This is a genomic window from Halorhabdus sp. CUG00001, assembly GCF_009797925.1.
Classification (GTDB): Archaea; Halobacteriota; Halobacteria; order Halobacteriales; family Haloarculaceae; genus Halorhabdus.
In genome coordinates, this window is sequence record NZ_VOLB01000001.1 from 2403078 (window position 1) to 2425522 (window position 22445).

At 63.6% G+C, this 22445-nt stretch carries 24 protein-coding genes; 21 read left to right on the forward strand and 3 right to left on the reverse strand.

Annotated features, from left to right (window positions below; genetic code table 11):
* The first annotated feature begins 51 nt into the window (after positions 1-51).
* The 11 genes from FR699_RS11875 to FR699_RS11925 all read left to right on the forward strand — a co-directional run bounded on the left by FR699_RS11875 (position 52) and on the right by FR699_RS11925 (position 11248).
* Positions 52-1956, forward strand: a complete 1905-nt coding sequence (locus FR699_RS11875) for a flippase activity-associated protein Agl23 (RefSeq protein WP_158855533.1) — start codon at positions 52-54, stop codon at positions 1954-1956.
* A 61-nt stretch (positions 1957-2017) separates the two neighbouring features.
* Complete coding sequence (locus FR699_RS11880; RefSeq protein ID WP_158855534.1) at positions 2018-3208, forward strand: 5-(carboxyamino)imidazole ribonucleotide synthase; 1191 nt, start codon at positions 2018-2020, stop codon at positions 3206-3208.
* Between the two features lie 84 nt (positions 3209-3292).
* Positions 3293-4339: an ABC transporter ATP-binding protein gene (locus FR699_RS11885; RefSeq protein WP_154552561.1), complete on the forward strand. Its 1047-nt coding sequence runs from the start codon at positions 3293-3295 to the stop codon at positions 4337-4339.
* Complete coding sequence (locus tag FR699_RS11890) at positions 4332-5120, forward strand: ABC transporter permease subunit (protein ID WP_158855535.1); 789 nt, start codon at positions 4332-4334, stop codon at positions 5118-5120. Before FR699_RS11885 ends, FR699_RS11890 begins: the two co-directional genes overlap by 8 nt.
* Positions 5117-5953, forward strand: a complete 837-nt coding sequence (locus FR699_RS11895; protein WP_158855536.1) for an ABC transporter permease subunit — start codon at positions 5117-5119, stop codon at positions 5951-5953. Before FR699_RS11890 ends, FR699_RS11895 begins: the two co-directional genes overlap by 4 nt.
* Before the next feature lie 78 nt (positions 5954-6031).
* Positions 6032-6673: an AIR carboxylase family protein gene (locus FR699_RS11900; protein ID WP_158855537.1), complete on the forward strand. Its 642-nt coding sequence runs from the start codon at positions 6032-6034 to the stop codon at positions 6671-6673.
* A gap of 220 nt (positions 6674-6893) precedes the next feature.
* Complete coding sequence (locus tag FR699_RS11905) at positions 6894-7298, forward strand: NADH-quinone oxidoreductase subunit A (protein ID WP_158855538.1); 405 nt, start codon at positions 6894-6896, stop codon at positions 7296-7298.
* A 3-nt stretch (positions 7299-7301) separates the two neighbouring features.
* A complete protein-coding gene (locus FR699_RS11910) occupies positions 7302-8000 on the forward strand; it encodes an NADH-quinone oxidoreductase subunit B (protein ID WP_154552557.1) in 699 nt (232 codons plus the stop codon).
* A complete protein-coding gene (locus FR699_RS11915) occupies positions 7997-9676 on the forward strand; it encodes an NADH-quinone oxidoreductase subunit D (RefSeq protein WP_158855539.1) in 1680 nt (559 codons plus the stop codon). The genes FR699_RS11910 and FR699_RS11915 overlap by 4 nt, the downstream gene beginning before the upstream one ends.
* Positions 9673-10752, forward strand: coding sequence for a complex I subunit 1 family protein (locus FR699_RS11920; protein ID WP_158855540.1), 1080 nt, complete (start codon positions 9673-9675; stop codon positions 10750-10752). Before FR699_RS11915 ends, FR699_RS11920 begins: the two co-directional genes overlap by 4 nt.
* A gap of 34 nt (positions 10753-10786) precedes the next feature.
* Positions 10787-11248, forward strand: coding sequence for an NADH-quinone oxidoreductase subunit I (locus FR699_RS11925; protein ID WP_154552554.1), 462 nt, complete (start codon positions 10787-10789; stop codon positions 11246-11248).
* Positions 11249-11576: 328 nt separating this feature from the next.
* Here the strand turns inward: FR699_RS11925 and FR699_RS11935 are convergent, their stop codons facing one another.
* From FR699_RS11935 to FR699_RS11945, 3 genes are all read right to left on the reverse strand, one after another.
* Complete coding sequence (locus FR699_RS11935; RefSeq protein ID WP_158855541.1) at positions 11577-12005, reverse strand: type II toxin-antitoxin system VapC family toxin; 429 nt, start codon at positions 12003-12005, stop codon at positions 11577-11579.
* Positions 12005-12274 carry an AbrB/MazE/SpoVT family DNA-binding domain-containing protein gene (locus FR699_RS11940; RefSeq protein WP_154552552.1) on the reverse strand — a complete coding sequence of 90 codons (270 nt, stop codon included), beginning with the start codon at positions 12272-12274 and terminating at the stop codon, positions 12005-12007. Before FR699_RS11940 ends, FR699_RS11935 begins: the two co-directional genes overlap by 1 nt.
* 63 nt (positions 12275-12337) lie before the next feature.
* Positions 12338-12823, reverse strand: coding sequence for a DUF456 domain-containing protein (locus FR699_RS11945; RefSeq protein ID WP_158855542.1), 486 nt, complete (start codon positions 12821-12823; stop codon positions 12338-12340).
* A gap of 185 nt (positions 12824-13008) precedes the next feature.
* Between FR699_RS11945 and FR699_RS11950 the strand changes: the two genes are divergently transcribed.
* The 10 genes from FR699_RS11950 to mvaD all read left to right on the forward strand — a co-directional run bounded on the left by FR699_RS11950 (position 13009) and on the right by mvaD (position 22429).
* Positions 13009-13182: a DUF4177 domain-containing protein gene (locus FR699_RS11950; RefSeq protein ID WP_154552550.1), complete on the forward strand. Its 174-nt coding sequence runs from the start codon at positions 13009-13011 to the stop codon at positions 13180-13182.
* A gap of 138 nt (positions 13183-13320) precedes the next feature.
* Positions 13321-14406 carry an ABC transporter ATP-binding protein gene (locus FR699_RS11955; RefSeq protein WP_158855543.1) on the forward strand — a complete coding sequence of 362 codons (1086 nt, stop codon included), beginning with the start codon at positions 13321-13323 and terminating at the stop codon, positions 14404-14406.
* Positions 14403-15233: an ABC transporter permease gene (locus FR699_RS11960; protein WP_158855544.1), complete on the forward strand. Its 831-nt coding sequence runs from the start codon at positions 14403-14405 to the stop codon at positions 15231-15233. Before FR699_RS11955 ends, FR699_RS11960 begins: the two co-directional genes overlap by 4 nt.
* Positions 15234-15369: 136 nt before the next feature.
* Complete coding sequence (locus FR699_RS11965) at positions 15370-15654, forward strand: NADH-quinone oxidoreductase subunit J (RefSeq protein ID WP_154552547.1); 285 nt, start codon at positions 15370-15372, stop codon at positions 15652-15654.
* Positions 15651-15974, forward strand: coding sequence for a hypothetical protein (locus tag FR699_RS11970; RefSeq protein ID WP_158855545.1), 324 nt, complete (start codon positions 15651-15653; stop codon positions 15972-15974). Before FR699_RS11965 ends, FR699_RS11970 begins: the two co-directional genes overlap by 4 nt.
* On the forward strand, positions 15974-16276 hold the full coding sequence (nuoK, locus tag FR699_RS11975; RefSeq protein WP_199268318.1) for an NADH-quinone oxidoreductase subunit NuoK: 303 nt from the start codon (positions 15974-15976) through the stop codon (positions 16274-16276). The genes FR699_RS11970 and nuoK overlap by 1 nt, the downstream gene beginning before the upstream one ends.
* A 1-nt stretch (position 16277) precedes the next feature.
* Positions 16278-18320: an NADH-quinone oxidoreductase subunit L gene (gene nuoL, locus FR699_RS11980; protein WP_158855546.1), complete on the forward strand. Its 2043-nt coding sequence runs from the start codon at positions 16278-16280 to the stop codon at positions 18318-18320.
* Entirely contained in the window at positions 18321-19853 is a 1533-nt protein-coding gene (locus FR699_RS11985; RefSeq protein ID WP_154552544.1) for a NuoM family protein, read from the forward strand. It begins immediately after the preceding gene.
* Positions 19853-21346 (forward strand): NADH-quinone oxidoreductase subunit N, encoded by a 1494-nt coding sequence (locus tag FR699_RS11990; protein ID WP_158855547.1) that lies wholly within the window; start codon positions 19853-19855, stop codon positions 21344-21346. Before FR699_RS11985 ends, FR699_RS11990 begins: the two co-directional genes overlap by 1 nt.
* A gap of 111 nt (positions 21347-21457) precedes the next feature.
* Positions 21458-22429 (forward strand): phosphomevalonate decarboxylase MvaD, encoded by a 972-nt coding sequence (gene mvaD, locus FR699_RS11995; RefSeq protein WP_158855548.1) that lies wholly within the window; start codon positions 21458-21460, stop codon positions 22427-22429.
* Positions 22430-22445 lie beyond the last annotated feature (16 nt).

Below are 22445 nucleotides of genomic sequence, written 5' to 3' on the forward strand. Positions count from 1 at the left end.
CCACCGTCGCGAACGGAAACCGCAAAGTACCCGCACTCTGGAGACTCCATCGTGACCGACGACGAACGTGAGGGCCACTCCGCTCGTGAGACGACGACAGCGGCTATCGGGCGATTGCGCGAGTCCTATCGATCCACGCTTGGCGAGTACAAGCCGCTCGTGGTCGCGCTGGTCGCCATCGTCGCCGTCGCTTTGATACTGCGCCTGTTCGCCCTCGGTGTCCGCCTCGCCCATTACGACGAGGGACGGGTGGCCTACTGGGCACTACACTTCGCCGAGACTGGTGATTTCGCGTACCGGTATATCATCCACGGGCCGGTCCTCCAGCACGCCACCCGGTGGCTGATTCCGGTCCTGGGGCCGAGCGACGCGACGATTCGCCTCCCGGTTGCTCTGGTCGGTGCTGCTCTCCTGCCGGCATCGGTCTGGCTGTTTCGAAAGCACCTCCGACGGTCCGAACTCGTCGCGACAGCCGGACTCTTGGCACTCAATCCGGTTCTCCTCTATTACTCGCGGTTCATGCGCAGCGATCTGCTGGTCGCGACGTTCATGTTCGTGGCGCTGGGCCTGCTCGTCCGCTTTTTCGACACGCGACGCCCGCGATACCTCTACGCGAGTGCAGTGTTCGTCGCGCTCGGCTTCGGCTCGAAAGAGAACGCCGTCGTCTATCTGTTGACCTGGTTCGGCGCGGCTGCCCTGCTCGTCGAGCACACGCTGTACAAGCCAGCGGCGTACGACAGCGGGGTCGCCCTGCTGGCGACGAACGCCCAGCGACTCGCCAGCCAGGGCCGGACCACCCTTCGCCAGGCAGGGACGTCCCTCGCCCATCTCGTCGGTGCAGCCCTGGTCGGTGGATTGACCGTCTTGTTCATCTACGCCCCGCGAGGAGCTGGAATGGCCGGCCTGGAATATCCCCGCGGTGAGGGTGACGTTGGCCTCTGGGCGGCGGTTTTCGATCCGACGAAACTCCCCGCACTCGTTGGGACAACCGTCGATCATATCGCGGACGGGCTGGCGTACTGGTTTGGCCACAGTGGCGCGCCCAGTTGCTCGACGACGGGCGTGGCTGGGATCGATCTCGCCGGGCTGGCCGGTGTCGATTCGATTACTGGCTACCCCTGCGTCCTGGGTCAATTCCTCGAAGTCCTGCTCGTCGCTGCCCTCCCTCTCACTGCCCTGGCGGTGGTCGGGACGCTCCTCGAACGGTACGGGCGTGGCACCTCTCGCACACTGGTGATCTTCACCGGCTACGCGGGCTTTGCTTCCTTGCTCGGCTATCCTGTCGGTACTGACATCTTCGGGGCGTGGTTGTTGATCCACGTCCTCGTCCCGCTGTCGATTCCGGCTGGTGTCGCACTGGCAGCGATCTATCGCCGTGGCTCGATCGCGCTCGCCCACGAGGACTCGATCGGCGCTGCCATCGCTGGCGTGGTAATCGGCCTCCTCGTCGTGCAGATGCTGGCTGTCAGTACGGGCGTCGTCTACACGAACAGTGCAGGGGGCGACAGCGGACTCGTCCAAGGAGACGGGAACAAACTCGTCCAGTACGCTCAGCCCGAAAACGCCCTCCGCGGGCCGGTCGAGGACCTGGATCGGATCGCAGGCGAGCACGACGGAACGGATGTCATCGTCTACGGCGAGTCAGTGACGCGACCGGCCGGCCAGACGCCGTCACTGGATACCCGGCCCCTGTGTGTCAAGTGGTACAATCCGATGTTGCCACTGCCGTGGTATCTCTCCCGGAGCGACGCGGCCGTCGAGTGTGTCCGCGATGCCGAAACACTTCGAAATCAGATCGGCGACGACCCACCACCGATCGTCCTGACGGCCGGTGAGGACAGAATGGTGCCGACGGACATCCTTGAGGCAGAGTACGTCGCTTCCGAGGCCGCGATACGCCAGGGTGGCGACCGGATGCGGACGTTCTGGATACACGAGGACTGGGTGGCCGACTGAGAGTGGCCCCATCTCGGCCGGTTCTGAAACGCTTAACCGTCATCGCTGAATCTCCCCGCACATGAACGTGACAGCGCCCGGCCCGACCGTCGGCGTCGTCGGTGGGGGACAACTCGGTCGGATGCTGGGGGAAGCCGCCGCGCCGCTGGGGATGGAGCTGCTCGTTGTCGATCCGACACCGGACCCGCCGGCCGCGCCGGTTACTCGCGACCAACTCGTCGCCGATTTCGACGATCGCGACGCCCTCCGGGAACTCGCCGAGCGGGCTGCGTATCTCACCTACGAGATCGAACTCGCCGACCCGGACCTCCTGGAATCAGTAAGCGAGCAGACGGGCACGCCCGTTCACCCCCATCCCGACACGCTTCGGACGATCGAGGACAAGCTCGTCCAGAAGCGCCGCCTCGAAGACGCGGGCGTCCCGGTTCCCCCGTTTCGCGGCGTCGATTCCCTGGCCGAACTGCGCGAGGCGCTCGACGAACTGGGCTATCCTGCCATGCTGAAGGCCCGAAAAGGAGGCTACGACGGTCGCGGGAACGTCCCGATCGAGACCCCGGAGGACGCCGAGAGTGCCTTCGAGACGATCGTCCGGGCTGGGCCGGGGGCCACCCCCGAGGACCCCGCTGGCGCGGCGATGATCGAGGGCTTTGTCGACTTCGAACGCGAACTCGCCGTCATGGCTGTCCAGGGCGACGGCGAAGAAGATGCCTTCCCCGTCACGGAGACGATCCACCGCGCGGAGATTCTCCGGGAGACGGTCTCGCCGGCCCGGGCCGAGCCAGCGGTCCGCGAACGCGCACGTGAGATCGCCTTCGACGTACTGGACGTGCTGGATGGCCGTGGCGTCTTCGGCATCGAGCTATTCGAAGGGTCAGACGGTGACATTCTGCTCAACGAGATCGCCCCGCGGCCGCACAACTCCGGCCACTGGACGATCGAGGGCGGTCTGACCTCGCAGTTCGAACAGCACCTCCGGGCCGTCGCGGGGTGGCCCCTGGGCGCGACCGACCGACGCTCGCCGACGGTGACGGCGAACATCCTGGGTGACGTCGAGAACCAACAGCCGGCGACGCTCCGAAACGTCGATCGCGTGCTGGAAGCCAGCGGTACCGCACTGCACTACTACGGGAAAAACGAGGTCCGTCAGCGCCGAAAGATGGGCCACGTCACAGCGGTGGGAGACAGCGATAGCGAGCCGACAGCACTGCTCGAACGGACGCGAGCGATTCGCGACGACCTGACGTTCGAGTGACGGCGGTTGCAAGCCGATTGTCAGTGCTATCTCGGTAACCGATATTTTCATAGGCCGATCGGCCGATTGCCTACGGGATTCAGTATGCCGGCGATCCGAACCGATGGGCTCACGAAGTACTACGGGGACGTGCGAGGTGTCGAAGCCCTCTCCTTCGACGTCGCGGAGGGGGAAGTGTTCGGCTTCCTCGGCCCGAACGGGGCCGGCAAGACGACGACGATCCGGACGCTGATGGGTTTTCAGTCCCCCACTGATGGGACGGCGACGATCCTCGGTGCGGACATCCGGGATGCCCAAGCGCTCCGGGCGGTCCGGGCCGATATCGGCTATCTCCCGGCCGAACCCAGTTTCAACGAGAACGTCACTGGCCGGCGACTGCTGGCCTACCACGGCGCGTTGCGGGGTGACGTCCGCAGCGACGAGATGCTCGATCTGTTCGATCCACCTCTCGACCGGAAGGTCAGAGAGTACTCCCGCGGGAACAAGCAGATGCTCGCGATCGTCCTGGCGTTCATGCACGATCCCGACCTGCTGATCATGGACGAACCCACATCGGGGCTGGACCCGCTGAAACAGGAGGAGTTACTCGAATTCATCCGCAGCGAGCAACAGCGAGGCAAGACCTTCTTGTTCTCTTCGCACATCCTGAGTGAGGTCCGGAAGGTGTGTGATCGGATCGCGATCATTCGGGATGGTCGGCTTATCGAACTCGAAGACGTCGAGTCACTGATCGACCGCAGCGGCAAGACCGTCCGGGCACGCCTCGGCGGCGACGTCGACCCCGCGGCGATCGGGATCGAGGGCGTCCACGACGTCGAGGTCAGCGGCGACGGGGCCGCCGACAGTCCGGACGAGCAGGCCGAGGCGGCTGCCGGATCTGATCACGCGACGAGCATCTCGTTCACCTACACCGGGGCCTACGAGCCGCTGCTAGACCGCCTGCTCGAATACGACATCCGCGATTTGAGTATCGAAGAGGCACCGCTCGAAGACGTGTTCATGCGGTTCTACGGCGAGGATCCCAGCGAGCGTGTCGAAGCCGTCGAAAACGGGACGAGACGAGACGTCGCGGACGAAGACGACGAAACCGGGGGGAGGATGGCCGAGCGATCGGAGGAGGCCGATGTTTGAGACGACGCGCTTCGAGGCGGAACGACTGGCGCCCAGTTCGGTCGTCATCGGGGCCAGCATCGCGGCCTTTGGCGGGATGATGACGCTCATCGCGCCCGGGATCCTCGGCGACGTGGATCTGGAGACGCTGTTCGAGCAGTTGCCCGCCGCCATGGTCGAGCAGATGGGGCTCGGGCACATGGGGACCCTGGAGGGATTCATCGCGATCGAACTCTACGAGTACGTCTGGCTGCTCGGCCTGGGTGCCTATCTTTCGTACCTCGCCGGGGGCACCATCGCTGGCGACGTCGAGAACGGGCGGATGGACACCCTGCTTGCGGCTCCGGTCTCGCGGGCGCGTTTGCTCGTCGAACGGTACCTCGCCTTGCTCACACCGATCGTGGTCGTGAACGTCGCCGTCTTCGTCGGGGTCTACGGCGCGACGCTGGTGATCGAGGAGACGATCCCGCTCGTCGATCTCGCGGCCGTCCACGCCCTCTCGGTTCCGTACTTGCTCGCCTGTGGCGCGTTCGGTATGGGCGTCTCCGTGGTGGCCCCCCGACGGCGCATCGCGGAAGGCGTCGCGGCCGGGACCATCATCGGAACCTTCCTCCTCGAACTGCTCGTCTCGGGGACGGACGTGTCCTGGCTGGGGGCGATTGCTCCCATGCGCTACTACGATCCACTGGCCATTCTCACCGAGAGCGTCTACGATCCAGTCGGCGCTGGAATTCTCCTCGTCGCTGCAATCGTCCTGCTGGGCGGGAGTGGCTGGCTGTTCGGGGAGGTGGACGTCCAATGAAGACGGTGGCCGACGCCAGGGATACAAACACACCAGTCGAGTCGAGTCCGCTCAGCCAGGTCGCTCGCTTCGAGGGGCGCAACCGCTTGCCGGTGACAGTCGTCCTCGCGGTGCTGTTCTCGCTCTTCGGAGCGCTGTATATATGGGTCGGCCCGCAGATGATCGACGCCGGCTTCTCGGAGATGCTGGACGCGATGCCCGCAGTCGTGAACGAGTTGTTCGGCTTCGAGAGTCTCGCGTCGATCGAGGGCCTGCTGGCCAGCGAGTTTTACACCCTGGGCTGGATCGTCGGGCTCGGTGGCTATCTGGCATACACGGCTGCCGGGACGGTCGCCGGCGATCTCGGCGAGGGACGCATGGACACGCTACTTGCCGCTCCTGTCGCCCGGCGGAGCGTCCTGGGTGGGAAGTTCCTGGCGCTGCTGGTGCCGATCGTCGTCCTCAACGTCGTGGTCCCGGCTGTCCTGTCCGTGATGGCCCTCGCCGCGGGGCAGTCGCTGTCGATCGTGGATCTCGCGGTCGTCCACGCCCTCTCGGTTCCGTACCTCCTCTTTTGGAGTGCGTTCGGGCTCCTCGTGGGTATCGTCGTCCGTCGTGGTCGGATGGCGGGTCGCCTCGCACTCGGCGTCGTCTTTCTCGGGTGGCTCGGCGAGTCAGTGATTGCGACGACCGACCTCGCGTGGGTCGGCGCGATCTCGCCGATGCGGTACTTCGACCCCCAGGGAGTCCTCATCCACGGAACGTACGACATCGCCGGGGCGACACTCCTCCTGATCGGCACAGCCGTCCTCTTGGCTATCGGTCAGCGCTGGTTCCGGAGCCACGACCTCTGAAATCGGAGGACACCCTCGACGGGTCAGCGGACACTCCAACCCGACAAAGTTAGGCCACCCCCGCGAGCACAGCCAGCCATGACGACCGCCCAGAGCGTCCAGTCGCTGATCGACCGACTCGAAGCACAGGCTCAAATGGACCGGCCAGCCGCCGAAACCCCCGACATCGGGATCATTATGGGATCGGACTCGGACCTGGACGTGATGGCTGGCTCGGAAACCGGCCGTCAGGGTGCCTACGACGTCCTGACCGAACAACTCGGATTCGAGGAGCAGACAGACTACGAGGCCCCACCCGAGTCGCAGTTCACCTTCGAGACGTTCGTCGTCTCCGCCCATCGGACACCCGAATTGATGTATACCTACGCCGAGACGGCCGAGGATCGCGGGCTCGACGTCATCATCGCCGGCGCAGGGGGCAAAAGCGCAGACTTACCGAACATGACCGCCTCGATCGCCTATCCCCTTCCGGTGATCGGCGTGCCAGTCCAGGAGAAGTCCGTCGACTCGGTGATCGGGATGCCACAAGGTGCGCCACTCGTCGCCGTCGACGCGGGCAAGTCCTTCAACGCCGCGCTGTCGGCCGTCCAACTGCTCGCCCGAAAGCACCCAGAACTGCGGGAGCGACTCCTCGCCTATCACGATGGTCTCCAACAGGCGGTTGGCGAGGTCTCGCGAGACCTGCACGAACGCGGGACGACCGCGTTCAGAGACCAGTAACAACGAGCCCGATCCCAGCCACGCACCGGCGTATCGGATGTGTTCGCGACCAAGCGACCGATAGCGTCGAATGCATCCAGACCGGTATCTCGTCGGGTTGCCACAGGCTGTTCAGCCGAAACTCCGGAAAACGGCAACATCGGCCGCTATTGGGCACGTTTCCGGGTAAAACACTGAACCCTTATGTGGGACCGCTCCCAAGCCGATCCAGAGAGACCGAATGAGCAATCCCTGGATCGCAATCGGTGCCTTGGCGCTGGTAGGGGTGTTGATCCCGCTCGGCATGATGAGTGTCTCGGCCCTGCTGCGTCCGAGCGTGCCCGAAGACAGCAAGCGGGCCATCTACGAGAGCGGCGAAGTGCCGACCGGCAATACCCGGATCCGGTTCAATATCCAGTATTACATGGTCGCGTTGCTGTTCGTCGTCTTCGATATCGAGACCGTCCTCATCTTCCCCTGGACAGTCATCTACGGTGACGCCGTCGATGCCGTCGGCCTCGGGCCGGCCCTGCTGCCGATGGTCTTGTTCATCGGGATCTTGGGTGTCGGCCTCGCCTGGGCGTGGCGCAACGGCGCCGTCAAATGGGTGCGGAGTCCGCGCGCACAACAGGAACTGACCGAGTGAGTTATGAGCAGCGACAACACACCGCCGGCCGAGAGTACCGACCTAAAAACGACGCGTGAGGCCCGGATGGGCGAGGGCGTCGACGACCGCTTCAACTCCCGACTGCGGGAAGCCTTTGGCTCCTCGCCGTTCATCCTCACGAAGTTCGACCAGTTCATGAACTGGGTGCGGGGCTCGTCGATGTTCATGCTCCAGTTCGGGATCGCCTGCTGTTCGATCGAGATGATGCATACCTACGCCGTCAAACACGACCTCGATCGCTTCCACGCGGGGGTCCCGCGGGCCTCCCCGCGCCAGGCCGACGTGATGATCGTCCCCGGGACCATCGTCTCGAAGTTCGCCCCGCGGATGAAACGCGTCTACGACCAGGTGCCAGAGCCAAAGTTCGTCATCGGCATGGGCTCGTGTACGATCTCCGGGGGCCCCTTCCAAGAGGGCTACAACGTCGTGAAGGGTGCCGAGGAGGTCATCCCGATCGACATCCACGTTCCCGGCTGTCCACCACGGCCCGAAGCGCTGGTCTATGGCGTCGCGAAACTGCAAGAACGCATCGCCAACGGCGAATCGTCCCCGGTGGTCGTCAAACCGTACGAACTCGAAGAGTTCGGTGATCTGGAACGTGACGAACTCGTCGATCACCTCGCCGACCAGATCGACGAGGAAGACCTCGTGATGCGGTTCAACTGGGCTGATGCGCAATGAGCCTCCAGGAACGATCACCAACGGAGCCAGACGTCGGCGTGACCGAAGACGGGTTGGACTACGACGCACTCGAAGCACTGCTCGAGGGCCACGTCCTCGATCGCGAAGAGCACGTCAACGCCGAGGGCTTCGTCATTCGGCCCGACGAAGTCGTCGACGTCCTCTCGACGCTGAAAGAGGAGGCCGGCTTCGATCACTGTTCGGCGGTCACGGCCCAGGAGTACGACGATCGCTTCGAGTCGATCTATCACCTCAAGAAGTACGACGATCCGACCCAAGAGCTGAGTGTCGTCGTCCCGACGAGCAAGGACGAACCGGTCAGCCAGTCGGCGGCGGGCGTCTACGAGACGGCCGACTGGCACGAGCGGGAGGCCTACGATCTCGTCGGCATCCACTACGAAGGCCACCCCGACCTGCGACGGATTCTCCTGCCCGAGACCTGGCAGGGCCACCCGCTCTCCGAGCGGTACGACCAGACGCAACCCCAGATCGTCTCGCTACGCGAACACGCCAATCCACTGCAAGAGGACCACCGCGCAAGCGACGATTCGGACACGATGTTCGTCAACGTCGGGCCACACCACCCCGCGACACACGGCGTCCTCCACGTCAAGACGGTGCTGGACGGCGAGCAGATCGTCGATCTGGACCCCGACATCGGGTATCTCCATCGCAGCGAAGAGCAGATGTGCCAACAGGGCACCTATCGCCACCAGATCATGCCCTACCCCGACCGGTGGGACTACACGCCGGGCGGGTTGCTCAACGAGTGGGCCTACGCGCGGGCCGCCGAAGACTTAGCGGACATCGACGTCCCCGAATATGCGCAAGTCCTGCGGACGATGAGCGCGGAGTTGACGCGGATCGCCGCCCACTTGCTCGCGGTTGGGACCTTCGGCCTGGACGTCTACGGGGACTTTACGGCTATCTTCATGTACGCCGTCCGCGATCGGGAAGTCGTCCAGAACCTCTTAGAGGACCTGACTGGTCAGCGGCTCATGTTCAACTACTTCCGGCTGGGCGGGGTCGCCTGGGACCTCCCCGAACCGCGCGACGAGTACCTCGAAAAGGTCCGGGACTTCCTCGATGAGATTCCGGATCGACTCGACGAGTATCACAACCTCATCACGGGCAACGAGATTTTCCAGTTGCGCTGTGTGGATACGGGCTATCTCTCGCCCGAGACTGCAAAGAACTACGGTGCGACTGGGCCGGTCGCCCGCGGCTCGGGGATCGACTACGATCTCCGGCGGGACGATCCCTACGGCTACTACGACGAACTCGACTGGGACGTCGTCACCGAGGACGGCTGTGACAACTATTCTCGCGTTCTCGTTCGGATGCAAGAAGTCGAGGAGTCGGCGAAGATCATCAAGCAGTGTGCCGACCTCCTCGAAGACTGGCCCGAAGACGACCGCGAGATCCAGTCGAACGTCCCCCGCACCCTGCGCCCGGACCCCGATACGGAGATCTACCGGGCCGTCGAAGGGGCGAAAGGTGAGCTGGGCATCTACATCCGCAGTGACGGGACAGACAAGCCCGCCCGGTTCAAGATCCGCAGCCCCTGCTTTTCGAACCTCCAGACGCTGCCGGTCATGTCCGAGGGTGAGTACATCCCCGACATGGTCGCCTCGCTTGGCAGTCTCGACATCGTGTTGGGGGAGGTCGATCGATGATCCCGTTGCAGACGATCACGCTGACCGACCGTCTGTTGAGCGTGCTTGGCCTGGAGGGGGCCGGGCCGTTGGCCGTCTTTGTCGTCGCCTTTCTGGCTGCCGGACTCATCGGGACGTTCGTCCTGTTGAACACGGCACTGGCCGGCCCGTGGGCAAAGCGAAAGATCACCGCTTCGTTCACCGATCGGGTTTCGGTCAACCGGATCGGGCCGGCGGGGATCGGGACGATCGTCGTCGACGCGGTGCGACTGCTCTCGAAGGAATTGATCATTCCCGAGAAGGTCGACCGACCGGCCTACGACTTCGCCCCGATCATTCTGGCCGGCTCGGCACTGCTCGGGTTCGCGGTCATTCCCATGGGGAGTGGCATCCAGCTGGCCGATCCCGAGATCGGGCTTGCGTACGTCTTTGCCGTCGCCTCGATCGCAACGCTTGGCCTTCTGATGGCCGGCTACGCTTCGAACAACAAGTACTCGTTTCTGGGCGGCCTGCGGGCCGTCGCACAGAATCTCGCCTACGAGATCCCGCTCGTGCTGACGGGCGCGTCGGTCGTCATCTTCGCTGGAACGCTCCAGTTGGGGAACGTCAACGCTCCGGGGACGATCGTCGGAGCCCAGCAGGCGACCCTCGTCACGATCGCGGGGATTTCGATCCCACAGTGGTTCGCGTTCGTCAATCCCTTCGCGTTCGCGTTGTTCCTGATGGCCAATCTCGCGGAAGTCGGGCGCAATCCTTTCGACATTCCCGAGGCACCGACCGAGATCGTCGCCGGCTACCAGACCGAATATTCGAGCGTCTACTTCGTCCTGTTCTATCTCGGGGAGTTCATTCACATTTTCCTCGGCGGGGCGATCATCGCCACGCTGTTCCTGGGCGGCCCGGCTGGGCCGGTCCTACCGGGGATCGTCTGGTTCTTGATCAAGATCTGGGGCGTGTTCCTGCTCACCCAGTGGGCACGCTCGGCACTCCCGCGGGTGCGCATCGATCAGTTGATCGAGATCGGCTGGAAAGGGATGCTCGTGCTCTCGCTGGCGAATCTGCTGTTGACGGCGGCCATCGTCGGGGTGATCGCCTGATGACTGTCCCGACCCTACTCGGAGGGAGATTCCAATGATTGGCATTCTCAAAGGCATGGCGACGACGATGAAACACGCACTGGACGGCAAGACCTTCACCGTGAAGTATCCCGAGGAGGCCCCCGAAGTGAGTCCGCGCTTCCGGGGCGTCCACAAGTACAGCCAAGAGCGGTGTATCTGGTGTCGCCAGTGTGAGAACGTCTGTCCGAACGACACCATCCAGATCGTCATGGACGACCAGCGCAACGGCGAGCAGTACAACCTCCACGTCGGCCAGTGTATCTACTGTCGACTCTGTGAGGAAGTCTGTCCGACCGACGCCATCGTCCTGACCCAGAACTTCGAGTTCACCGGCGACACCAAGGACGATCTGGCCTACAACAAGGAGCAACTCAAGAACGTCCCGTGGTACAAAGACATCGATCCGCTGGAGTCGCGGGAACCGGATCGCGGTAGTTGGGTCGGCGAGGGCGAAGGCGAAGTCGACTATCAATAGCGCATACGCGGCCGGAGGCCGCGTTTCGCTCGACGGAGCGAAGCGGAGTCGAGTTATTTTTGGTCCAGATTTTTCAAGGAGCGGTGCGCCGAAGGCGCACCCGACGCAGAAAAAGGTGGAGGGTGTCGATCCGCTAGAGTCGCGGGAACCGGATCGCGGTAGCTGGGTCGGTGAAGGCGACGGCGAAGTCGACTATCAATAGCGCATACGCGGCCGGAGGCCGCGTTTCGCTCGACGGAGCGAAGCGGAGTCGAGTTATTTTTGGTCCAGATTTTTCAACGAGCGGTGCGCCGGAGGCGCACCCGACGCAGAAAACGGTGGTGGGCGATCAATCGGACGGATCATCGGCAGTTTCCAGCCGCGTGATGTGCTCGATCGCGTCGAAGTCGTCGTCGAACGAGTACAGGTATTCGATCCCCTCTCGTTGCATGTACGCGGCGATCGTCGCATCACCGAACGACAGTCCTGCGTGAGTTTCGAAGAGCTTGATAGCGTTGGTAAAGTCCTTTTGTGCAGCGTGGCGCACCTCGAATCCGGCTGACTGATTCAAACGTTTGTACGTCTCCACGGCCTTTTCATGCCGTTTCCGGGACTGTATCCAGTTCAGTGTTTCAAGTGCAACGTAGTTTGTCACCCGGCCGGCTGGGAGGTCGCCATGATCCATACCACGAACAATCTCCATGGCAACGTCGTGGTGTTCGTCGTCAGCGTCTGCCATCCCGATGAGAACACCCGTATCGATAACTGCGACTGCCATCAGTTCGTCTCCGACAGCGCGGGATCGTCTTCGTGACCGGCAATGTCGTGGGATTCGGACCCGCCCCCACCCATTGCCACCGGCTCGAAATCGTCGAAAGCGCCGTAGCGCTGCTGGACGACTTCGACCGAAAGCTCTCCCTCCGCATCGGTCTCCCACCGGAGTTTGTCGCCCGGTTCGATGTCGAGACGCCGGCGGAGGTCCGCCGGGATGGTAACCATCCCCCGGTCGCTGACCGTCGTTTCCATGGGAGCCTCGTCAGTTGCCATACGTGATTCTACAGGCTTACTCGCCATACATGTTGCGCCCCATGTGGGTGTCTTTCCGCGCCCTCAGACGACGAGCAGAACGAGAAAGGCCACCAGCATCGATAGCGTCAACACGAACTGCATCACGCTTGAGCCAAGGGTTCCGACGAGTGCGTACACGGCGGCTCGGAGACTCTCGTTGCGAGCGTTCCCACGGTAGAGTTCGAGCGCGAAGACGGTAGCCGTGATCCCGAGCACGATACCGACCGGGCCAAGCACGAAGAACAGCGCAAAACCGACGAGGCCCCCGGCCAGACTACTCAGCGCCGAGGCGCCGCCGACCTTCGCGGCGATCACGCCGGCCAGATAGTCGACCACGACGACCAGCAAGCCGACGGCGACGAACCCGGCGAAGACGAGCGGCCCCGGCGTGACGTAGCCCGTGTTCCACCAGTAGACGGCGATGCCGCCGATCGAGAGCAAGCCCGCCGGGACCATCGGGACGAAACTGCCCACGACGCCGCCAACCAGCAACGCCAGGGCGACGACGAGGAAGACCGAAAGCTCCATGCATCATACTGCTGGCCGGGCCTGAAATGCGCACTGGCACTCCCATCGGCCCGGGACCGTCGTTGGCGTCGACGGTCACGGTTACGGTAGCTCGAAAAACGAGCCAACCGTCGAGTGCTCGGCAAGGCGCCATCGAATTGGGACTCAGGTCGCCCTTTTTGCCTCTGGCGTCCGTTGTCTCGGGTATGTCGGACCAACAATACGTATACACCGTCCACGAAACGGAGGCGTCCAAACAATCGATCGGTGACCTGGATGCGATCATCAACGAGTACGCATCCGAAGGGTGGCAACTCAGCGAGACAGTTGCCCAAGGCGGCACGACAGTCGGTCTCGTCTTCGAACGGGAAGTCCGATAACACCCCAAGCTGACCGAACGCGGGGCGACGAGTTCGGGGTGCTGCGAGCGACGAGAACTCCAAGATGGGCAGCTACCTTCGGTCACTCTCACAGAGACACCTTTAGGTGACCGGGTTGTCAACCCCGGCACGATATCGATGGGCCGCCCGCCACACCCCCCAAAGCAGGCTTCTACAGCAGAGGCACCGTCCAGTCGGTGCGCGAGCGACGACGTGGGCAAAAACGACGAGGGAGCTGCCTTAGCCGTCGATGGACTGTCCAAAACGTTCGGCAGTGGCGAGGAGGCAGTCACCGCCGTCGAGGACGTGTCCTTCGCGGTCGAGCCCGGCGAAGTGGTCGGGCTACTCGGTCCGAACGGCGCGGGAAAGACGACTACGATCAAGTCGATTCTGGGGCTGGTCGTCCCCGACACCGGTGATGTCCGGATCCAGGGCATCGACGTGTATGATCGCCCACGGCGCGCCTACGAGCACGTCGACGCGATGTTGGAGGGTGCACGCAACGACTACTGGCGACTGACCGTCCGAGAGAACCTCCGCTATTTTGCCGCGATTAGGGGACACGACCCCGATACCTTAGACGAGCGCCACACCGAGCTGCTTGCGGCCCTCGAGATCGAGGCGAAAGCCGACACACAGGTCCGGGAGCTTTCGCGAGGGATGAAACAGAAAGTCTCGCTGGCGAGCGTGCTCGCGAGTGACGTCTCGGTCGCGTTTCTCGACGAGCCAACCCTCGGGCTTGACATCGAGAGTTCGATGACGATCCGGCGGGAACTGGTTCGTCTCGCCGAGGAACGTGATCTGACGCTCTTGGTGTCGAGCCACGATATGGACGTCATCGAGGCCGTCTGTGATCGGGTCATCATCATGAACGACGGGCGAATCATCGTCGACGATACCGTTCAGAACCTACTCGAGGAGTTCGAAACGACGGGGTACCGAGTTACCGCCCGCGATATTGCAGACACGACGATCGACACATTGTGCGCGGACTTCGATGTCACGGCCGTCGAACGGCTGGGCGACCGAACCGCGTTCGAAGTCGCAGCGGATTCAGCGACGTTCTACCGGCTAATGGACCGACTGGAGGCGGCAGACGTCCAGCTTGCCGGTGTCGAAACGGTCCAACCCGATCTCGACGAGGTATTTCTGGAGGTCACTGGCAACGGACACGGGACGAACGGTGCGGTGTCGCCTGTCGGGGGCGGGAGGCCGGAATCGTGACAGCTACCAATCGCGGCGACGGCGAGGGGACAGACGGTCCTTCGCCCACTCGGTCCGGTGGATACTATCACTTGATTCGGGCGGTGATTTATCGGGATCTGCTGATCTGGCTTCGCTACCCCGTCAACGCTGTCCTGGGGGTCGTGGTGACCGTGTTCTTCTTCGCGTTGCTGTTCTATGGCGGACAGATGATCGCGGGCCAGGCACTGACCGACACGATCGAAGGGCTGATCGTGGGCTATTTTCTGTGGACGCTCTCTCAAGGGGCCTACATGGGGGCAATGCGTGCTGTCCAGTCGGAGGCCAGTTGGGGCACTCTCGAACGCCACTACATGACGCCGTTTGGGTTCGGGCCGGTGATGGCAGCCAAGGCGGTTGCCGTCCTGTTGCGAACGTTTCTCACGTCCTCGGTCGTCCTCGCGTTGATGTTACTGATGACCGGGACGGCCCTGAACGTACACGCTCTGACGATCGTCGTGATCGCCGCTCTCGGCGTCGCATCGGTGCTTGGTATCGGCCTCGCGATGGGCGGTCTTGGCGTGTTGTACAAGCGGATCAGCAACGTCACGAACCTCTTGCAGTTTGCGTTCATCGGGCTGATCTCCGCGCCGGCGTTCGAGATCCCCTGGGCGGCGTTGCTGCCCCTGGCCCAGTCAAGCACGATGCTCCAGCAGGCGATGACCGACAACGTGCGGCTCTGGGAGTTCGAGCCCATCGCCCTGGCGGTGCTTCTGGGGACGGCCGTCGGCTACGTCGCACTCGGCTACCTGGGATTCGTCTTGACGACCCGACGGGCACGCAGTCTGGGGGTTCTCGGGGATTACTGATCGACAGCCGCCACCCGGCTACAAGGGCCAATTTCGGCGCGTTACGGGCCAACGTGGCCGATGGCGGCCGAAATTGCCGGAATCTTTACGTGATAAAGAAATCTTCAAAGGGCGGGCGGGCGCAAAGGCACCTAGCATGGGAGTACTCGAGACAGTCACGTTTGGGCTTTTTGCGCTGACGACCGTCGGGGCCAGCCTGGGCGTCGTCCTCGTCCGGGATGTCTGGCACTCGGCGCTGTTGCTCGGCGTGGCGCTACTCAGCGTCGCCGTCCACTACGTCATGACCCAGGCACCGTTCGTCGCGGCGATGCAGGTCCTGGTATACGTCGGCGGCGTGCTCATCCTGATCACCTTCGCCGTCATGCTGATGCGGGAGAGCAACGGCGACGCCGAACCAGCCCAACGCGGGGTGAGACAGTGAGCCGTCCCCGCTTGGCTGGCGATCTCAATCCCGTCGGCGCGGTGGCCGCCCTCGCACTGTTTGCCGTGCTCACAGCAGTGTTTCTCACCGCGACGTTCCCGGCGGCCGCGGGCTTCGAAGCCGGCGCGAGTATCACTGCCGGGCTCGGCTACGCCCTGTTCGATATGGCCGGGCAGTCACCGCTGGTGACCGAGGGGTTCTTGGTTTCGTTTATCCTCATCGCGATCGTGCTCGATGCCGCCCTCGACGGGGCGATTCTACTTGCACGGCGCGAAGAAGGGTCAGTACTGGACCGGCTTCGCGAGGGGGGTGAGGAGTGATGGTCGGTGTCGTCCACTATTTGATGCTCTCGGCGGCCGTCTTCGCGATTGGCGTCTTCGGCGTCATGGCTCGCTCGAACGCCCTCATGTTCTTGATGTCCGTCGAGTTGATGCTCAACGCCGCGAACATCAATCTCGTGGCTTTCTCACTCCACTACGGGAATCTCACGGGGCAGGTGTTTGCCCTGCTGGTGATGGCCCTGGCGGCCGCCGAGGTCGCGATCGGACTGGGTATCATCCTCGTGTTGGACCGGAACTTCGGAGATATCGACGTGACGGTACCGACGACGATGCGGAGGTAACATGACAGGAGCATTCGACTTCGCGCCGGCGATCGCACTGTTACCGCTTGCAGCGTTCGTGGTTGCGCTGTTCGGCGGGAAGTATCTCCCCAAACGTGGCGCCCTGGCCGGCATCACGGCCCTGACCGGCTCGCTCGTCCTCTCGATCTGGTCGCTCGTGACCGTCGCGGGCGGCCAGACCTACAACGCTGACCTCTATACGTTCGTTGCGGGCCAGGAGGCGCTCACGCTGCATCTGGGCGTCTTGATCGACCCGCTGTCGGCGCTCATGTTGGTCATCGTCTCGCTGATCGCCCTACTGGTGTTCGTCTTCTCGCTTGGCTACATGAACGACGAGGGCGAGACCGGTCTGCCGCGATACTACGCCGAACTCGGCCTGTTCTCCTTTAGCATGCTTGCCTTTGTCCTCGCGGACAACCTTCTGATGGCGTTCATGTTCTTCGAGCTGGTTGGGCTCTGTTCGTACCTGCTGATCGGTTTCTGGTTCCGCGAGGAGGGACCGCCCTCGGCGGCGAAAAAGGCCTTCCTCGTGACTCGCTTCGGGGACTACTTCTTCCTCGTCGGAACCGTCGGGATCTTCGCCACCTTCGGGACCGGCATGTTCGCCGGTACCGAGAGCTTCCCGCACCTAGCCGAGCAGGCCCTCGCTGGCGAACACAGCGTAACGACGTACTTCGGCCTGGGCGAACAGGCCTGGTTCACGGTGCTCGGCCTGCTCGTGTTGGGCGGTGTGATCGGTAAGTCCGCCCAGTTCCCGCTGCACACGTGGCTGCCTGACGCGATGGAGGGTCCGACGCCCGTCTCGGCACTCATCCACGCGGCGACGATGGTCGCCGCCGGGGTCTATCTGGTCGCGCGGATGTACGGGTTCTACCTGCTGTCCCCGACCGCACTGGGCGTGATCGCGCTCGTCGGTGGGTTCACCGCCCTGTTTGCGGCCTCGATGGCCCTGGTCAAACAGGAACTCAAGCAGGTGCTGGCGTATTCGACCATCAGCCAGTACGGGTACATGATGCTCGCGCTGGGTGGCGGCGGGTACGTCGCTGCGGTCTTCCATCTGACCACCCACGCGATCTTCAAGGCACTCCTGTTCCTGGGAGCCGGCGCGGTCATCATCGCCATGCACCACAACGAGAACATGTGGGACATGGGCGGGCTCAAAGAGAAGATGCCCGTCACCTACTACGCGTTCCTCTCGGGCTCGCTGGCGCTTGCGGGTATCTTCCCCTTCGCCGGCTTCTGGTCGAAAGACGAGGTGCTCTACGAGACGCTGATCCACGGGCTGGGCGGCAACCCACTCCTGCTCGCGGGCTACGCGATGGGCCTGCTGGCCGTCGCCTTCACCGGCTTCTACACCTTCCGGATGGTCTTTTTGACCTTCCACGGTGAACCCCGGACCGAGACGGCCGAGGATCCCCACGGCGTCCGCTGGAACGTCAAGCTTCCACTGGCCGTGCTGGGGATCCTGGCGGCCGTCGCGGGCGTCATCAACCTCGCGCCGATCGAGAAGGTCACCGGCGTCCATCTGACCTTCTTACACGACTGGCTGGACAAGGCTCCCGATTCGTTCGGAACGGCCGTCCACCACTACACCGGCGACCACGGCCTGATGCACGAGTTCGCGGGCTACACGGCCGCCAACCCACTGGGTGAAACTGGAACCGTCCTCGCGGGCGCGGCGGTTTCGCTCGGACTGGCGCTGCTGGGTGCCGGGATTGCTTATCGGCTGTACGCTGTCCCGAGCCCCGAGGAACACACCGACAAACTCGGCTCGCTGAAGACGCTGCTCATGAACAACTACTATCAGGACGAATATCAGGTCTGGCTCGCAGAAGACGTGACGCTGCCGCTGTCGCGGAAAGCGGACACGTTCGATCAGAGCGTCATCGACGGGGTCGTCAACGCAACCAGCAGCGTGAGTCTGTTTGCCAGCGAGCGCGTCCGGCGCATCCAGTCGGGGATCGTCACCCATTACGCTACCCTACTCACGCTGGGACTGGTCGTTATTCTGGTCGTCCTCGGCGTCTACGGGGGGTGGTTCTGAATGCTGCTCGAGGCTCTCCTCGTGAGCGTACTGGTCGGTGCCGGAGTCGTCGCGGTCGCACCCAACCGCTATGCCGGGAAGTTGGCCGCGGCGATTAGCCTCGTCCCACTGTTAGGCAGCCTCTACCTGTGGTCGGCCTTCGAGGGGGCGAGCAACGCCCTGCTCGGAAACAATCCTGCCTTCGAGACCACGATCGAATGGCTTGGCCTGGCGGGCTATCAGCTCCAGTGGCACGTCGGGCTGGACGGCGTGAGCCTGCCCCTGGTCATCCTGACGACGATCCTCACGACCGCAGCGATCGTCTCGGCTTGGACGCCGATCGACGAGCGACAATCCCAGTTTTACGCCCTCGTCCTGTTGCTGGAAGCGGGCCTACTGGGTGTGTTCGCGGCCCTGGATTTTTTCCTGTGGTTCGTCTTCTGGGAAGTCGTACTGGTGCCGATGTACTTCCTGATCGCGATCTGGGGCGGTCCGCGCCGGAAGTACGCCGCGATCAAGTTCTTCGTCTACACGAACGTCGCCAGCCTGGCGATGTTCATCGGCTTCATCGCCCTGGTCTTCGGGCTGGGCGATAGCGTCACGACGCTTGGCCTCCCGGAGATCACACAGGCGCTGCAGGAACCGGGTGCTCTCTCGGGGCTGGCCGGACTCGGCCCGGGTGCACTGAAGGGTGCGGCCTTCATCGCTATGTTCGCCGGCTTCGCGGTCAAGGTTCCGATGGTGCCGTTCCACACCTGGCTGCCCGACGCCCACGTCGAAGCGCCGACGCCGGTGTCGGTGCTACTGGCTGGTGTCCTCCTGAAGATGGGGACCTATGCCCTGTTGCGGTTCAATTTCACCATGCTGCCCGATGTTGCGAAAGCCAACGCGGAGATCATCGCGATCTTCGCCGTCGTCAGTGTGATCTACGGTGCCTTGCTCGCGCTGGCACAACGTGATCTCAAACGGATCGTCGCCTATTCGTCGATCTCGTCGATGGGGTACGTCCTGCTGGGCCTGATCGCCTACACCGTCCACGGCGTCGGCGGGGCGACCTTCCAGATGGTCAGTCACGGGTTCATCTCCGGGTTGATGTTCATGACTGTCGGTGTCATCTACAATCAGACCCACACGCGGATGGTCGGTGACATGTCCGGGCTCGCCGATCGGATGCCCGTGACGGTTGGCATCTTCGTCGCCGCAGCCTTTGGCTACATGGGGCTGCCCCTCATGAGCGGGTTCGCCGCCGAGGTGCTGATCTTCCTCGGGGCGTTCCCCTCGACCGTGTTGCCGGGCGCGCCGATCTTCACCGCCCTGGCGATGTTCGGCATCGTCATCGTCGCCGGCTACCTGCTCCTCGCGATGCAGCGGACGCTCTTTGGTCCGTTCGACTTGGAGACGGACTACGACCTCGGTCGGGCACCGCTCGAAGACGTCGCGCCGCTGGTGGTGTTGCTTGCCTGCGTGATCGCCCTGGGGGTTGCCCCTGACCTCTTTTACGGGATGATTCAAGATGCGGTTCGTCCGATCCTCACGCTGGGGGGTGGTGTCTGATGGCGGCGATCGAACTGCCGACGTGGGCCGCACTGGCACCCGCGCTCGTCCTCGCTGTGACCGCACTCGTGTTGTTCCTGATCGACAGCATCGAACCGGAACCTGACACGACGAGTCCGGTACTGTTGACCGCCGTGGGACTGGTCGGTGCGCTTTCCGCCCTCGCGTTCAACGTCTGGTACCTGCTCGCGGGAACCGGCCAGAGTCCGGCAATCGAGCTGTTCGGCGGCCAGCTGATGGTCGATGGGATGACGCTAGTGCTGGGGACGATCGTCGCCAGCGTCCTCGCCCTAGTCGTGCTCGGGAGTTACGATTACATCAGAGACGAGCCCCACCAGGCGGAGTACTTCTCGTTGCTCTTCCTGGCAGCTACGGGGATGACGCTGCTGGGCGCCGTCGACAGTTTCGCGACGGCCTTCCTCGCCCTCGAACTGTCGAGTCTCCCGTCCTACGCCCTGGTTGCTTACCTCAAGGACAACCGCGGTAGTGTCGAGGCCGGGCTGAAGTACTTCTTGATCGGTGCCCTCTCCTCGGCGATTTTCGCTTACGGGATCAGTCTGATCTACGGCGCGACCGGGTCCCTCCAGTTCGACGCTGTGGCGGCCGCGGTCGACCCGACTGCATTACCCGGCGTCCTGGGTGTCGGGATCGTGATGGTCACCGGTGGCGTCGCGTTCAAGACCGCGAGCGTCCCGTTCCACTTCTGGGCGCCGGAAGCCTACGAGGGTGCGCCGACGCCAATCTCGGCGTTCATCTCCTCGGCCTCGAAGGCCGCCGGGTTCATCCTGGCGTTCCGGATCTTCACGACGGCGTTCCCGATCGAAGCCGTGGCGACGACCATCGACTGGCTCGTCCTCTTCCAGGCGCTTGCGGTCGTCACGATGGTCCTTGGCAACTTCGCCGCCGCGACCCAGGAGTCGGTCAAGCGAATGCTCGCTTACTCCTCGATCGGCCACGCCGGGTACGTGCTGATCGCGCTTGCGGCCCTGACGCCAACAGCCAACGCTGATCTCGTGCTTGGGGCCGGCATGCTCCACCTGCTGGTCTACGGGTTCATGAATACGGGTGCGTTCCTGTTCGTCGGCCTCGCCGAGTACTGGGACGTCGGCCGGACCTTCGAGGACTACAACGGGCTGGCAACGGAGGCTCCGGTTGCCTCCGTGGCGATGACGATCTTCCTGTTCAGCCTCGCGGGCCTGCCCGTCGGGGCTGGCTTCCTCTCGAAGTACGTCCTCTTTGGCGCAGCGGTCGGTGCGGGCTTGTGGTGGCTGGCGGCGGTCGGGGCGATCGCCAGCGCCCTCAGCCTGTTCTACTACGCCCGGGTCGTCAAGGCGCTGTGGATCGAAGAACCGAGCCAGGACTTCGAGATCGACTCTTATCCGCTTGGCCTCTATGTGGCCATCATCGTCGCGGCAGTCGTGACGGTACTTCTCTTGCCCGCCTTCGGGTTCGCCAGCGAGGAAGCCATCGCCGCCGCCGGGGCACTGCTGTAGGCCCTGGGTCCTCGCCCCCGCAGGCGACACTCCCGACTGTCGCCTGCTTTCGGCGGCCCGAACCGGTTCCGATTACGCGGTATCTAAGTGCCGGCAGGGACAGAAACAGGTATGAAAGCGACAGCGACAGCCCATCCGATCCAGGGACTGGTGAAATACCACGGGATACGCGATTCCGACCTCCGGACGCCGTATCACGATTCGATCAGTCTCTGTACCGCACCGACTGAATCGACGACGACCGTCGCCTTCGAACCCGATCGTGACGAGGACGAGTACGTCATCGACGGTGAGTCGGTCGAGGGGCGCGGTGCCGAGCGGATTCGGACCGTGGTCGATCACGTCCGCGAGCGGGCTGGCATCGATCACGCCGTCCGGATGGCAAGCGAGAACAACTTCCCGACAAACGTCGGCTTTGGCTCGTCGTCGTCGGGCTTTGCAGCACTGGCGATGGCGCTCGTCGAAGCGGCCGGTCTCGACCTCAGCCATCCCGAAATCTCGACCGTTGCCCGCCGTGGCTCGACCTCTGCGGCACGGGCGGTCACCGGCGGCTTCTCGGATCTGCGGGCGGGCAGCAACGACCAGGACTGTCGGGCCGAGCGACTCGATGTCGCCTTCGAGGACGACGTTCGCGTCGTCGGCGCGGTGATTCCTGCCTACAAGGAGACCGAAGCGGCCCACGCGGAGGCCGAAGACAGTCATATGTTCCAGGCCCGCCTCGCCCACGTCCACACCCAACTGGCGGATATGCGGGACGCGCTCGGCCGCGGTGACTTCCAGCGCACCTTCGAGATCGCCGAACACGACACGCTCTCGCTTGCGGCGACGACGATGACCGGGCCAAGCGGGTGGGTCTACTGGCAACCGGAGACCTTGGAGGTCTTCGAGACGGTCCGTGATCTCCGGGACGAAGGCGTCCCGGTGTACTTCTCCGGGGATACCGGTGCAAGTATCTATGTCAACACCAGGGCTGAACACGCCGATCGGGTCGAGTCGGCGATCGCCGATCTCGGCGTCGAAACGCGCGTCTGGCGGGTCGGCGGGCCTGCCCGCGTCCGGGATGCCGACGCCGCGCTGTTCTGAAGCGTGCATTTAGGCA